Origin of the sequence: Azospirillum sp., from assembly GCF_035628975.1 — a bacterium.
GTDB lineage: Bacteria > Pseudomonadota > Alphaproteobacteria > Azospirillales > Azospirillaceae > Azospirillum.
In genome coordinates this window covers 22427-36835 of record NZ_DASPIS010000090.1, presented here as the reverse complement: position 1 = coordinate 36835, position 14409 = coordinate 22427, and the positions used below count along the sequence as shown (strand labels likewise).

The 14409-nt window shown below is 66.3% G+C and carries 12 protein-coding genes; 11 read left to right on the top strand and 1 reads right to left on the bottom strand.

Translation table 11 applies throughout. The features are described from left to right. Positions 1 to 419: 419 nt before the first annotated feature. On the bottom strand, positions 420 to 1610 hold the full coding sequence (gene rnd, locus VD964_RS19635; RefSeq protein ID WP_324870198.1) for a ribonuclease D: 1191 nt from the start codon (positions 1608 to 1610) through the stop codon (positions 420 to 422). A 365-nt stretch (positions 1611 to 1975) separates the two neighbouring features. On the opposite strand from rnd, the gene aspS reads away from it, so the two are divergent. The 11 genes from aspS to VD964_RS19580 all read left to right on the top strand — a co-directional run bounded on the left by aspS (position 1976) and on the right by VD964_RS19580 (position 14243). Further along, complete coding sequence (gene aspS / locus VD964_RS19630; RefSeq protein ID WP_324870197.1) at positions 1976 to 3802, top strand: aspartate--tRNA ligase; 1827 nt, start codon at positions 1976 to 1978, stop codon at positions 3800 to 3802. Positions 3803 to 4043: 241 nt separating this feature from the next. Then, the gene (gene rpsB / locus VD964_RS19625; protein WP_012974239.1) at positions 4044 to 4823 is read left to right on the top strand and encodes a 30S ribosomal protein S2; all 780 of its coding nucleotides are present in this window, start codon (positions 4044 to 4046) and stop codon (positions 4821 to 4823) included. A 133-nt stretch (positions 4824 to 4956) separates the two neighbouring features. After that, on the top strand, positions 4957 to 5889 hold the full coding sequence (tsf, locus tag VD964_RS19620) for a translation elongation factor Ts (RefSeq protein WP_324870196.1): 933 nt from the start codon (positions 4957 to 4959) through the stop codon (positions 5887 to 5889). A 66-nt stretch (positions 5890 to 5955) separates the two neighbouring features. Then, the gene (gene pyrH, locus VD964_RS19615) at positions 5956 to 6711 is read left to right on the top strand and encodes a UMP kinase (protein ID WP_149223387.1); all 756 of its coding nucleotides are present in this window, start codon (positions 5956 to 5958) and stop codon (positions 6709 to 6711) included. A 4-nt stretch (positions 6712 to 6715) separates the two neighbouring features. Beyond that, on the top strand, positions 6716 to 7273 hold the full coding sequence (gene frr, locus VD964_RS19610) for a ribosome recycling factor (RefSeq protein WP_414637212.1): 558 nt from the start codon (positions 6716 to 6718) through the stop codon (positions 7271 to 7273). Between the two features lie 6 nt (positions 7274 to 7279). Beyond that, entirely contained in the window at positions 7280 to 8020 is a 741-nt protein-coding gene (locus tag VD964_RS19605; protein ID WP_324870195.1) for an isoprenyl transferase, read from the top strand. A gap of 25 nt (positions 8021 to 8045) precedes the next feature. Continuing rightward, a complete protein-coding gene (locus VD964_RS19600; RefSeq protein WP_324870194.1) occupies positions 8046 to 8852 on the top strand; it encodes a phosphatidate cytidylyltransferase in 807 nt (268 codons plus the stop codon). After that, positions 8843 to 10054, top strand: a complete 1212-nt coding sequence (locus tag VD964_RS19595) for a 1-deoxy-D-xylulose-5-phosphate reductoisomerase (RefSeq protein ID WP_324870193.1) — start codon at positions 8843 to 8845, stop codon at positions 10052 to 10054. The genes VD964_RS19600 and VD964_RS19595 overlap by 10 nt, the downstream gene beginning before the upstream one ends. A 36-nt stretch (positions 10055 to 10090) precedes the next feature. After that, the gene (gene rseP / locus VD964_RS19590) at positions 10091 to 11224 is read left to right on the top strand and encodes an RIP metalloprotease RseP (RefSeq protein WP_324870192.1); all 1134 of its coding nucleotides are present in this window, start codon (positions 10091 to 10093) and stop codon (positions 11222 to 11224) included. Between the two features lie 78 nt (positions 11225 to 11302). Then, positions 11303 to 13591, top strand: a complete 2289-nt coding sequence (gene bamA / locus VD964_RS19585; protein WP_414637214.1) for an outer membrane protein assembly factor BamA — start codon at positions 11303 to 11305, stop codon at positions 13589 to 13591. Between the two features lies 1 nt (position 13592). Next, on the top strand, positions 13593 to 14243 hold the full coding sequence (locus tag VD964_RS19580) for an OmpH family outer membrane protein (RefSeq protein WP_324870190.1): 651 nt from the start codon (positions 13593 to 13595) through the stop codon (positions 14241 to 14243). Positions 14244 to 14409: the final 166 nt, after the last annotated feature.

Below are 14409 nucleotides of genomic sequence, written 5' to 3'. Positions count from 1 at the left end.
CGTTGTCGAAATCCGGCTTCTGGTCCTTGGCGGCGGCGACGGCGGCCTGCTTTTCCGTTGTGGAAAGCCGGACACGGTCCCGTCCAACCGGTGGTCTGCCGCCAAACCTGCTCATACGATGCTCACTCCCACAACAAGCGTCACGCCTGCCAACCACCCGTATCAACGGCCGCTCGTTGTTCGGCAGCCTTCATGTCCGGTCCGGTGCCTTGCGCCCGGCCGGAACCGCGGCCCCCCAGGCGCCGGGAACCCGGCGAATCCTGCGTAGCCGAACGGATTTTAACGGTAACTTTCTTTAAAAAGCCCTTAAGGCCAAAGTCAGGACGCGGGTGGGTCCGGACCGCGGCAAAGAGCCCCGAAGGCGCCCCAAGGGCGCGTTCGGGGCGCGGCAATCATCGAAGCCACGCCATCCGAAAAGGTCAAGTTTCCGAGTCGATCGGCGCGGCCGGCGGACGCGGTTCTCCGGCGGGAACGATGCGGACGCGACGGTCTATGACCGCAAGTCCGATCTTTCCGTGCTTCAGGGCGAGGGCATCATTGCCGAACAGCTCGCGCCGCCATCCGTGCATCGCCGGAATGTCCGCGGCGTCGTCGGCGGCCAGAGCCTCCAACTCGGAAGACGAGGCCACCAGCTTCGCCGCGACATTGTTCTCGTCGCACTTCATCTTCAGCAGCACGCGCAGAAGCTCGACGATCGGTTGCAGTCCGGGCGGCGGTTCCTCGCGCGGCTCGACGCGGGGCAGGGCGCTGTCGGGCAGGTCCAACCCCGCCTGCACGGCGGCCAGCACGTCGGACCCCTGCCGCCCCTCCGCGAAGCCGCGGCCCAGACCGCGGGTGCGGGCGAGGTCGTCGACGGTGGTGGGAGCGTGGGCGGCGATCTCAAGCAGGGCTTCGTCGCGCAGCACGCGGGAGCGCGGCTGGTCGCGGCGCTGTGCCTCGCGCTCGCGCCACGCCGCCAGTTCCTTGAGGATCGCCATGAAGCGCGGCTTGTTGGTCCGCACCTTCAGCCGCAGGTACGAGCTTTCAGGGTCGACCTGATAGGTCGCCGGATCGGTGAGGATCGCCATCTCCTCCTCCAGCCAGTGCGACCGGCCGGAGCGGGCGAGGCGGCGCTTCAGCTTCTCATAGGCCGGGCGCAGATGGATCACGTCGGACAGGGCGTAGGTGAGCTGCCGCTCGGTCAGCGGGCGGTGGGACCAGTCGGTGAATCGGCTGGACTTGTCGATGCGGGCGCCGGCCAGCTTGGTCACCAGCGTCTCGTAGCCGACGCTCTCGCCGAAGCCGCAGACCATCGCCGCGACCTGCGTGTCGAACAGCGGATGCGGGATCTGGCCGGACAGGTGCCAGAAGATCTCCACGTCCTGGCGGGCGGCGTGGAACACCTTCAGCACCGACGGGTCGCTCATCAGCGCGAACAGCGGCGCGAGGTCGATGCCCTCGGCCAGCGGGTCGATGGCGACCGCGCCGTCGGGTCCGCCGACCTGCACGAGGCACAATTGCGGCCAATAGGTCTTTTCCCGCAGGAACTCGGTGTCGACCGTGATGTACTCGGCCCCGGCCAGCGACTGACAGAAGGCCTGGAGGGCGTCGGTTGTCGTGATGAGCGTCATGGTTGCTTCATACACGACCGAACGGGTGCTTGAAAGTCCGCCGAAGCGCCGGGACGCTGCACGCTGAAAAAGGGATGCGCGGGCTGCAGGGCAAGGGGCGCTGCGGGCGGATTTTCCTCTCGCGCTTATTGCCGCGCGGCGGCGGTGTTAAACTGCGGCCGACTGGACGGCGTGACGGCCGGGAGGGGGATGTTGAACAGGTGAACAGGGCGTCGGAAAGTGTTTCACGGCGTTTCAAACGTTCCATTTCGACCGCCGCGGACGCACGCTCCACCCTATCGCGGCTTGACTTTCGCGCGCGTCCGGTGTGGTGTGTCGGACCGCTTTTTCCGCCGGAATCCGACCTTTTCAAGGTGTTTCGACCCATGCACCCCTACCGCACGCACACCTGCGGCCAGCTTCGTGAAGAGAATGCCGGCGAGACCGTCCGCCTGTCGGGCTGGATGAACCGGAAGCGCGACCATGGACAGCTGCTGTTCATCGACCTGCGCGACCATTACGGCCTGACGCAGTGCGTGGTCGATACCTCCAACCCGGCCTTCGAGGTCGCGAACCGGCTGAAGCTGGAATCGGTCATCACCGTCACCGGCAAGGTGGTGAAGCGTACGGCCGAGACCATCAACGACAAGCTGCCCACCGGACGCATCGAGCTTCAGATCGCCGAACTCACCGTCGAAGGCGAGGCGGAGCAGATTCCGCTGCAGGTCAACCAGGACACGGATGCCGGCGAGGACGTGCGCCTGCGCTACCGCTTCCTCGACCTGCGCCGCGAGCGCATCCACGAGAACATCATGCTGCGGTCGCGCGTGATCGCCTCGGCGCGCCGCCGCATGATCGACCAGGGTTTCACCGAATTCCAGACGCCGATCCTCACCGCGTCCTCGCCTGAGGGTGCGCGCGACTATCTGGTGCCCAGCCGCAACCATCCCGGCAAGTTCTACGCCCTGCCGCAGGCGCCGCAGCAGTTCAAGCAGCTGCTGATGGTCGCCGGCTTCGACCGCTACTTCCAGATCGCCCCCTGCTTCCGCGACGAGGATGCCCGCGCCGACCGCAGCCCGGGCGAGTTCTACCAGCTCGATTTCGAGATGTCCTTCGTCACCCAGGAAGACGTCTTCGCCGCCATCGAGCCGGTGCTGCACGGCATCTTCGACGAGTTCGGCGGCTTCCGCCGCGACTCGAAGCCGGCCATCGACGGCCTGCCGTTCCGCCGCATCTCCTTCGCCGAGTCGATGCTGAAGTACGGCAACGACAAGCCGGACCTGCGCAATCCCCTGGTCATCACCGACGTGACCGAGGTGTTCAAGCGCGACGACGTCGAATTCCGCGCCTTCAAGCAGACGCTGGAGAAGGGTGGCGTCGTCCGCGCCATCCGCGCCCCGAAGGTCTCCGACCGTCCGCGCAGCTTCTTCGACAAGCTGAACGACTGGGCTCGCGGCCTCGGCGCTCCCGGCCTCGGCTACATCGTCATGGAAGCCGGCGGCGGCAAGGGTCCGATCGCCAAGTTCGTGCCGGAGGCGGCGCAAGCCCGGCTGCGCGAGCTGGCCGGCCTGGAAGACGGCGACGCCATCTTCTTCGTCTGCGACCAGCCCGGCCCGGCGGCCAAGCTGGCCGGCTTCGCCCGCACCCGCATCGGCGAGGAACTGGACCTGATCGAGAAGAACGCCTTCCGCTTCTGCTGGATCGTCGACTTCCCGATGTACGAGCTGGATGAAGAGACCAACAAGGTCATCTTCAGCCACAACCCGTTCTCCATGCCGCAGGGCGGCCTGAAGGCTTTGGAGACGATGAACCCGCTCGACATCAAGGCCTACCAGTACGACATCGTCTGCAATGGCGTGGAACTGTCGTCCGGCGCCATCCGCAACCATCTGCCGGAAGTGATGTACAAGGCCTTTGAGATCGCCGGCTATCCGCCGGAGGAACTGGAAGCCCGATTCGGCGGCATGCTGAGCGCGTTCAAGCTGGGCGCCCCGCCGCACGGCGGCTCGGCCCCGGGCATCGACCGCATCGTCATGCTGCTGGCCGACGAGCCGAACATCCGCGAAGTCATCGCCTTCCCGCTGAACCAGCGTGCGGAAGACCTGCTGATGCAGGCCCCGGCGCCGGTCGACACCGCCCGTCTGCGCGAGCTTCACCTGAAGCTCGACCTGCCCAAGCCGAAGGTCGCAGCACCGTCCGCGCCGCAGGCCTAAAGGAACTTTCGCCAGTCCTTGGCGGTTTGCTGAAAAGGCCATCCGGACGCAGGTCCGGGTGGCCTTTTTCCTTGTCAACATACGCGCGCGGGGCTATGTAAGCGCCGTCGTCAAAACCTCACGCGGGCTGGCGGACCCTCGGTTTTACCCCGATGGCCCGATCCGGTGTCGTCAGCCATGGTTTCCATGCGCTCTCGACAATGCCCGCGGCGGAGCAACCGGAAAAAGGGATTTTTTCCACATGACCATGCCCACCTTCACCATGCGCCAGCTGCTGGAAGCCGGTGTCCACTTCGGTCACCACACCCGCCGCTGGAACCCGAAGATGAACCAGTACATCTTCGGCGTCCGCAATGGCGTGCACATCATCGATCTCGAGCAGACCGTCCCGATGCTGCACCGCGCCCTGCAGGCCGTGCGTGACGTCGTCGCCGGCGGCGGCCGCGTCCTGTTCGTCGGCACCAAGCGCCAGGCGCAGGAGCGTATCGCCGAGGCTGCCGCCAAGTGCGGCCAGTACTACGTCAACCACCGCTGGCTCGGCGGCATGCTGACCAACTGGAAGACGATCTCCCAGTCGATCAAGCGTCTGCGCGAGATGGAAGAGCGTCTGGGCGGCGACACCTCGGGCCTGACCAAGCGCGAAGTGCTGGAGCTGACCCGCGAGCGCGACAAGCTGGAGCGTGCGCTGGGCGGCATCAAGGAGATGGGCGGCCTGCCGGACGTCATCTTCATCATCGACACCAACAAGGAGTCGATCGCGGTCAAGGAAGCCAACAAGCTGGGCATCCCGGTCATCGCGGTCCTCGACAGCAACTCCGATCCGGACGGCGTGGCCTTCCCGATCCCCGGCAACGACGACGCGCTGCGCGCCATCGAGATGTACTGCGACCTGACGGTCGGCGCCGTGCTTGACGGCCTGCAGGCCGAGATGAGCGCCGCCGGCATCGACGTCGGCGCCGCCGAGGACGCCCCGGCCGAGCAGCTGCCGGAGGAAGAGACCGCCGAGACCGCCCAGGCCTGACCCTGACGGTTCAAGGGCAGCCGGGCCTTATGACCTATGGCCCGGCTGCCTTTTTTATGGGTTGCCACCCGTTTTGACTTTGTGACTCAATCCGATCCGCCTGCCGGATCGCTTGGAAGGAAGAGGGCGCAACATGGCCGAGATTACCGCCTCGCTCGTCAAGGAACTGCGCGAGAAGACCGGCGCGGGCATGATGGACTGCAAGAAGGCGCTGAACGAGACACAGGGCGACCTCGAGGGCGCCGTCGACTGGCTGCGCAAGAAGGGCCTCGCCGCCGCCGCCAAGAAGTCGGGCCGCGTCGCCGCCGAGGGTCTGGTCGCCGTCGCCACCGCCGGCACCAAGGGTGCCGTCGTCGAGGTGAACGCCGAGACCGACTTCGTCGCCCGCAACGACAAGTTCCAGGCTTTCGCCGCCAAGGCCGCCGAGCTGGCCCTGACCAGCGCCGGCGACGTCGAGGCCCTCAAGGCCGCGGCCTATCCGGGCACCTCGCACACCGCCCAGGATGAGCTGACCAGCCTGATCGCCACCGTCGGCGAGAACATGAACCTGCGCCGCGCCGTCACGCTGTCGGTCTCGGCCGGCGTCGTCGTCAGCTACGTCCACTCGGCCATCGCGCCGGGCCTGGGCAAGATCGGCGTTCTGGTCGCCCTGGAGTCGACCGGCGATGCCGGCAAGCTGGCCGACCTAGGCAAGCAGATCGCCATGCACATCGCCGCCGCCCGCCCGGACGCGCTGGACATCGCCGATGTCGACAGCTCGTCGCTGGAGCGTGAGCGCAACGTGCTGGCCGAGCAGGCCCGCGCTTCGGGCAAGCCGGAGAACATCATCGAGAAGATGGTCGAAGGCCGCGTCCGCAAGTACTACGAGGAAGTCTGCCTGCTGGAGCAGACCTACGTGATCGACGGCGAGACCAAGGTCCGCAAGGTGGTGGAGAACGCCGCCAAGGATATCGGCGCTCCGGTCAAGGTCACGGCCTTCACCCGCTTCGCGCTGGGCGAGGGCATCGAGAAGGCCCAGACGGACTTCGCCGCCGAGGTCGCTGCCGCCGCCGGCGGTCAGGGCTGAGACCGGTAAGGTCGAACGCTTAGGTCCGCACGCCGCATTCCGAAACAGCAAGGGAGCGTTCCCCCCATGGTCGAAACCACCGGGACCACCGCACCGACAGAGGGCGTCCGCTACAAGCGCGTCCTCCTCAAGGTGTCGGGCGAGGCGCTGATGGGTCAGCGCGACTATGGTCTGGACCCGGAGATGGTGAACCGCATCGCCAGCGAGGTGAAGGCGGTCATCGCACTCGGCGTCCAGGTCAGTCTGGTCATCGGCGGGGGGAACATCTTCCGGGGTGTCAAGGGTGCAGCGAGCGGCATGGAGCGCGCCTCGGCCGACTACATCGGCATGCTCGCCACCGTGATGAACGCGCTCTCGATGCAGAGCGCGCTCGAACGGATGGGCGTCAGCACCCGCGTGCAGTCGGCCATCCCCATGTCGACGGTCTGCGAGCCATATATCCGGCGCCGCGCCGTCCGCCACATGGAAAAGGGCCGGGTGGTGATCTTCGCCGCCGGGACCGGCAATCCCTTCTTCACGACCGACACCGCCGCGGCGTTGCGCGCCTCGGAAATGGGCTGCGACGGTCTGCTGAAGGGCACGCAGGTCGACGGCGTCTACACCGCCGATCCGAAGAAGGATCCGTCGGCCCAGCATTACGAACGCCTCACCTACATGGATGTCCTGACCAAGGAACTGCAGGTGATGGACGCTTCGGCGATCGCGCTGTCGCGCGAGAACCACATTCCCATTTTGGTTTTCTCGATCCACACGCCCGGCGCCTTCGCCGAAGTGATGCAGGGCCGTGGCAAGCACACCATCATAACGGAAGAAAGGGAGTAGGCCCGTGGCTGCGCCCGACCTATCGGATCTGAAGCGCCGCATGGAAGGCGCGCTCGACTCATTTCGCAAGGAACTGGGCGGTCTGCGCACCGGCCGCGCCTCGTCCAACCTGCTGGAACCGGTGATGGTGGAGGCCTACGGCAGCCGCATGCACCTGCGCGAGGTGGCGACCGTCTCCGTTCCGGAGCCGCGCCTGATCTCCGTGCAGGTGTGGGACCGCGGCATGACCAAGGCTGTCGAGAAGGCCATCCGCGACAGCGGGCTGGGCCTGAACCCGCAGGCCGAGGGGCAGGTCATCCGTGTGCCGCTGCCCGACTTGACGCAGGAGCGTCGCGCCGAATTGGCGAAGGTCGCCCACAAATACGCCGAGCAGTGCCGTATCGCCATCCGCAACATCCGCCGCGACGGCATGGACGGCCTGAAGAAGGCCGAGAAAGCCAGCGAGATCACCCAGGACGAGCACAAGGTCCAGTCGGACAAGGTGCAGGTGCTGACCGACCAGCACATCAAGCTGGTCGACGACACGCTTGCGCAAAAAGAAAAGGAAATCATGCAGGTCTGATCCGGAATGCGCGAAGCGGACGACAACCGGTCCAACACGGCCCCCAGGCACGTCGCCATCATCATGGATGGCAACGGGCGCTGGGCCAAGGCGCGCGGCCTGCCGCGCACCGCCGGTCACAAGAAGGGCGTGGACGCCGTCCGCCGCACCGTGGAAGCGGCGCGCGAACTTGGCATCGGCACTCTGACGATCTTCAGCTTCTCTTCGGAGAACTGGCGCCGGCCGGAAGAGGAGATCAGCGACCTGATGGGTCTGCTGCGCTTCTATCTGCGCAGCGAGGTCGCCGAACTGCACCGGGCGGGTATCCGCCTGCGGGTGATCGGCGACCGCAACCGGCTGTCGGAGGACATCAATCGTCTGATCGACAATGCCGAGGGCCTGACCCGCGACAACCGGGTGATGACGCTGGTCGTCGCCCTTAGCTACGGCTCGCGGCTGGAGATCGTCCACGCCGCTCGCCGGCTGGCGGAAGAGGTGGCGGCGGGGCGCCTGTCGCCCGACGCCATCGACGAGGACGCGCTGTCGGCCCGGCTCTACACCGCCGACATTCCCGACCCGGACCTGATCATCCGCACCAGCGGCGAGAAGCGGATCAGCAATTTCCTGCTGTGGCAGGCGGCTTATGCCGAGCTGGTCTTTGTGGACACCCTCTGGCCCGATTTTACCAAGCGCGATCTGGAGGCGGCGATTGAAGAGTTCCACCGACGGGAACGCCGCTTCGGCGCCACCACCGCCGGGTCCCGCTGAGTCATCGGTCTCGGCCACTCCGCCGGTGAAGCCTTCCAGGGCGGGGGACCTGAAGGTCCGCGCCCTGTCGGCGCTTGTCATGGCGCCTGTCGTGCTGGGCGCCGTCTGGCTCGGCGGCTGGGTGTTCCATGCCCTCATCGCCTTCGGATCGGTTGTGGCCGTTTCCGAATGGACCAACATCGTCCCCAGCGCCCGCCGCCTGCCCGCACGGTTGATGGCGGCGATCGGCATTGCGGTGGCGCTGATGGCCCAGATCGCTGCCGGTCCGGCCATGGGCCTGGGCGTCGCGGCGGCATTCTCCGTTCTGACCGCCATCGTCGGGGGCGGCCGTGACCGCGGTCTGCTCGGGTTCGGCGTGTTCTACGTCGCCGCCGGCATGGCCGGACTGATCTGGCTGCGCGATCTGCCGGACGTCGGGCTCTCGCTGTTCCTCTTCGTCCTGTTCGCCATCTGGGCGACCGACATCGGCGCCTATGCCGCCGGCCGCAGCATCGGCGGGCCGAAACTGGCGCCCCGCATCAGCCCGAAGAAGACCTGGGCCGGCCTGATCGGCGGCATGCTGTCTTCCGCCCTGTTCGGCTGGCTGGTGGCCGTTGCCTTCGGCGCGGCGCGTCCGGACATCGCCATTCTGGTCGGCGCCGCGGTTGCGGTGGTGGGGCAGGCCGGCGACCTGTTCGAATCGGCGGTCAAGCGGCGCTACAACGTGAAGGACAGCGGCCAGCTCATTCCCGGGCATGGCGGCATCCTCGACCGCATCGACGGGCTTCTGGCCGCGGCCCCGGTGTTGGCCTTGTTCCATGCGGCCGTTGGAACGGTTCTCTCATGGTGGTGAAGGCGGAGGCGGCGCCGGGAGCGCCGCGCAGCGTGACGATCCTCGGTTCCACCGGTTCGGTCGGCACGCAGACCGTGGACCTCGTCGCCCGCGATCCGGAGCGCTTTCCGGTTGAGGCGCTGACCGCCAACCGCAACGTCGCCCTGCTGGCCAAGCAGGCCCGCGATCTCAAGGCCCGTCTTGCCGTCGTCGCGGATCCCGCGGCCTATGCCGAGTTGAAGGACCTCTTGTCCGGCACCGGCATCGAGGTTGCCGCCGGTGCCGAGGCGGTGGCCGCCGCCGCCGCCGAGCGGCCGGCCGACTGGGTGATGGCCGCCATCGTCGGCGCCGCCGGCCTGGAGCCGACGCTGGCCGCCGTGCGCCGCGGCGCCATCGTCGCCTTCGCCAACAAGGAGGTTCTGGTCTGCGCCGGCTCCTTGATGATGGAGGAGGTGAAGGCGCATGGCGCCACGCTGCTGCCGGTCGACAGCGAGCATTCCGCCATCTACCAGGTCTTCGATTTCGAGCGGACCGACAGCGTCACCCGCCTGATCCTCACCGCATCCGGCGGCCCGTTCCGCACCAGGGACCGCGCCTTCATGGCGGCGGCGACGCGGGAGCAGGCGGTGGCGCATCCCACCTGGGACATGGGCGCCAAGATCTCGGTCGACAGCGCCACGATGATGAACAAGGGGCTGGAGCTGATCGAAGCCCATTTCCTGTTCGGCATCCCGGAGGAGCGGATCGACGTCCTGGTCCATCCGCAGTCGGTCATCCATTCACTGGTCGAGTATGTCGACGGCTCCGTGCTGGCGCAGCTCGGCACGCCGGACATGCGCACGCCCATCGCCTATGCGCTGGGCTGGCCCGCCCGCATTGCCACACCGGCGGAACGGCTGGATCTCGTCAAGGCCGCGACCTTGACCTTCGAGGCGCCGGATCCCGTGCGATTCCCGGCACTTCGGCTGGCCCGGGCCGCCTTGCAAAGCGGTGGGGGCGCTCCTACTATACTCAGTGCCGCCAACGAGGTGGCTGTTCAGGCGTTTCTCGACCGCCGGATCGGCTTCCTCGACATCGAACGGATCGTCGAGGAGACGTTGACGGCGTTGCCCCACCGCCCGCTGCGCGATCTCGCCGCCGTGCGGGAGGCCGACGCGGACGCCAGGCGGGTTGCCGCCGGCCGCATTCAGGCCATCGGTGCGACGGCGGTTGGCAGCCGATGATCCGCGTTCGAGGCGCTGGAAGGCGCAAGGGTTGAAATGGACGTAATCGGCGGTTTCTGGACCTCGGTGCTCGCTTTCCTGCTGGTCCTCACCGTGCTCGTCTTCGTGCACGAGCTTGGCCACTACTTGATCGCACGGCGCAACGGCGTGCGGATCGAGACCTTCTCCATCGGCTTCGGGCCGGAGCTGTTCGGTTTCACCGACGGTGCCGGCACGCGCTGGAAGTTCAGCGCGCTGCCGCTCGGCGGATACGTCAAGATGTTCGGCGACGCCGACCCGGCCAGCACGCCCGGTGCCCACCTCACGGGCATGTCGGAGGAGGAGCGGGCGGTGTCCTTCCACCATAAGCGGGTGGGGCAGCGCGCGGCCATCGTCGCCGCCGGGCCGATCGCCAACTTCCTGTTCTCCATCGTCGTGCTGGCCGTGCTGTTCATGACGGCGGGGCAGTCTTTCACTCCGCCCGATGTCGGCGGCATCCAGCCCGGCAGCGCCGCCGAGCGCGCCGGCATCCAGCCCGGCGACCTGATCCTGTCGGTCGACGGCACCGGGGTTCAGCGCTTCGAGGAAATCCGGCAGATCGTTTCCATCCGGCCGGGTCAGCCTCTGGCGATCGAACTGAAGCGCGACGGCCGGGTGGTGACGGTCACCGCCACGCCGGATTCGCAGTCCGTCACCGACCGACTCGGCAACAGCCATCAGATCGGCCTGCTCGGCATCAGCCGCGGCAGCGTCGGAATGATGCGCCACGATCCGCTGACAGCGGTCTGGCAGGCGGGACGAGAAGTCGCAGGCATGATCACTGGCACCTTCACCGCGCTGGGCCAGATGGTCCAGGGATCGCGCGGGACGGAAGAGCTGGGGGGGCCGCTGCGCATCGCCCAGATGTCGGGCGAGGTGGCGCAATCCGGCTGGTATCCGCTGATCTGGTTCATGACCTTCCTGTCGGTGAACCTAGGGCTGATCAACCTCTTTCCGGTGCCGATGCTGGACGGCGGCCACCTGCTGTTCTACGCCTTCGAAAAGCTGCGCGGGCGGCCGCTCGGAGCGAGAGCGCAAGAATACGGTTTCCGAATTGGATTGGCCTTGGTATTAACGCTCATGGTCTTCGCCACGTGGAACGACTTGGTTCAACTGCGCGTGGTCGATTTCTTCCGGGGACTGGTTTCCTAAAGCCAGCCCCTTGCCAGGGAGCGTGATTTGCCGGTGTCGAGCAAAGTTCTGGTGGCGGGCCTGCTGGCCGGCTGCGCCATGACGACGGTGTCTGTCGCCCACGCCCAAACCGCCGCCTCGCCCGGACGGGCGCCTGCGGGTTCCGGGTCCATGGTCGCCCAGGTGTTCAGCGGCGGTACGGTGCGCGATATCCGGGTCGAAGGCACCCAGCGAATCGAACCGTCCACGGTCCGCTCCTACCTGACGATCCAGCCCGGCGACCAGTTCGATCCAGACCGGATCGACCAGTCGCTGAAGGCTTTGTTCAACACCGGCCTGTTCGCAGACGTGGTGCTGAAGCGCGAGGGCGATGCGCTGGTGGTGACGGTGGCCGAAAACCCCATCATCAACCGCATCGCATTCGAGGGGAACCGACGCATCGACAAGGAGACGCTGGAGAAGGAAATCCAGCTGCGTCCCCGTGTCGTCTACACGCGCACCCGCGTTCAGACCGACGTTCAGCGCATTCAGGAAATCTACCGCCGCCAGGGCCGATTCGCCGCGACGGTGGAGCCGAAGATCATCCAGCTCGACCAGAACCGCGTCGATCTGGTCTATGAGATCAATGAAGGCGTGCGCACCGGCGTACGCGGCATCACCTTCATCGGAAACGAGCATTTTTCCGACGGCAGTCTGCGCGAGGCGGTTCAGACCAAGGAATCCGCCTGGTGGCGCTTCCTGTCGTCCGACGACAACTATGATCCGGACCGTCTGAACTACGACCGCGACCTGCTGCGCCGCTTCTACCTGAAGGAAGGCTACGCCGACTTCCGCGTGGTCTCGGCCGTGGCGGAACTGACACCCGACAAGTCGGACTTCTTCATCACCTTCACGATCGAGGAAGGAGAGCGCTACAAGTTCGGCAAGGTGGACATCAACACCTCCCTGAAGCAGCTCGACCCGACGGTCCTGCAGAACAGCGTAACCACCACCGAAGGCGACTGGTACAACGCCCAGAAGGTGGAAGACACGATCACGAAGCTGACGAACGCCGTCGGCGACCTGCAATATGCCTTCGTGGATGTCCGGCCGCGGATTTCGCGCAACCGCGAGAACCGTACCATCGACATCATCTATGAGATCAACGAGGGGCCGCGCACCTTCGTCGATCGCATCGACATCACCGGCAACGTCCGCACGCTGGACAAGGTGGTGCGCCGCGAGATGCTGCTGTCCGAAGGCGACCCCTTCAACGCGTCCAAGCTGAAGCGGTCCGAGCAGCGCATCAAGGATCTGGGCTTCTTCGAGCGTGTGAACATCACCACCGCCGAGAGCAGCGTGCCCGACCGCACTGTCGTGAACGTCGATGTGGCCGAGCAGTCGACCGGTGAAATCTCGATCGGTGCCGGTTTCTCGACCTCCGACGGTCCGTTGGGCGACTTCTCGATCCGTGAACGCAACCTGCTCGGCCGCGGCCAGGATCTGCGCCTGGGCGCCACGCTGTCGGGCCGTCGCCAGCTGTACGACATCTCCTTCACGGAGCCGTACTTCATGGACCGGGACCTGTCGGCCGGCGTCGACATCTTCCGGACGCGCTACAACTACCAGGACGAAAGCTCGTTCAACGAGAAGAATACCGGCTTTGCCCTGCGCCTGGGCTATCCGCTGACCGAGCGCATGCGCCAGCGCGTCTATTACCAGTTGCAGGACACGCAGATCGAGGAAGTGCCGGCCACCGCGTCGAAGTACATCCAGGAGCAGCGCGGCAACCGCCTGACCTCGCTGATCGGCCAGGAGCTGACCTACGACGTCCGCAACAGCAAGCTGACGCCGACCGAGGGCTATTTCATCCGGCTGACCAACGACATCGCCGGTCTTGGCGGTTCGGTGCGCTTCCTGCGCAACAAGCTGGCCGCCGGCTATTACATCCCTCTCGGCGAGGACCAGTGGGTGCTGAGCACCACGGGCGAGATCGGCTATATCCACGGTCTCGGCCAGAAGGTGCAACTGGGCGACCGCTTCTTCATCGGCGGCGACACGCTGCGTGGCTTCAACACCGCCGGCATCGGTCCGCGCGACGTGTCCACCGGCGATGCGCTGGGCGGCACGCGCTATGCCCGCGCATCGGTGGAAATGAGCTTCCCCTTCGGCCTGCCGGAAGAGTTCGGCCTGCTCGGCCATGCCTTCACCGATGTCGGTACGCTCGGCAAGGTCGACATCAGTGATCCGAACGTGAAGGATGACGAGACCATCCGCGTCTCCATCGGCACCGGCGTGTCGTGGAAGTCGCCGTTCGGGCCCATCCGGCTCGATGTCGCACTGCCGATCCGCAAGGAAGGCTACGACAAGAAAGAGCTCATCCGCTTCAGCTTCGGAACCAGGTTCTAAGATGCAATTCACCCAGTCGAAGGCGCCGTTCCGCGTCGCCGTCCTGTCGGCCGTCACGGTCGCCGGCCTCCTGTTCGCCGCCACGTCGGCCCAGGCCCAAACCCAGCCGAAGGCCGAAGCCCCCAAGGCGGCCACGGCCACGGCCACGGCCACGCCTCCGGCTCCCGGTGCGGAACTGAAGGCTCCGGTCATCGCGGTGATCGACGTCCAGAAGATCATGCAGGAATCCACCGCGTCGAAGGGCATCACCAAGTCCTTCGAATCGCTGCGCGATTCCTACCAAAAGGAAATTTCCGCGCTGGAGGACAAGCTCCGCAAGACCGAAGACGAACTGCGCAAGCAGCAGACCGTCCTGTCGCCGGAAGCGCTCGCCACCAAGCGCCGCGATTTCGAAAAGCAGGTCGCCGACGTTCAGAAGACGGTCCAGAACCGCAAGCGGGCACTGGAGACGAGCCTGAACGAAGCGATGGCCGTCGTTCACAAGACGATGGTCGATGTGGTCGCCGAAATCTCGCGCGAGCGCGGCGCGAACCTCGTTCTGGCCCGCCAGCAATTCGTTCTGGTCGACACCCAACTCGACGTTACCGACACGGTGATGGAGCGGGTGAACAAGAAGCTCCCGCAGGTTGCGCTGAACGTTCCCAAGCAGTAATGCCTTCCTGAGCAGGGCCGTCGCCGTCCCGAATGGGAAGGTGACGGCCCTGTTGCGTTTCCGGGTTCGGCGGTTGCGGTCGCCGCGGAAATGGGGCAAGAAGGCGGAGCAAACAAAAGGCGCCGGCGTTTCCTGTTGGGGCGGCGGCGCCCGTTCTCCGGGAACG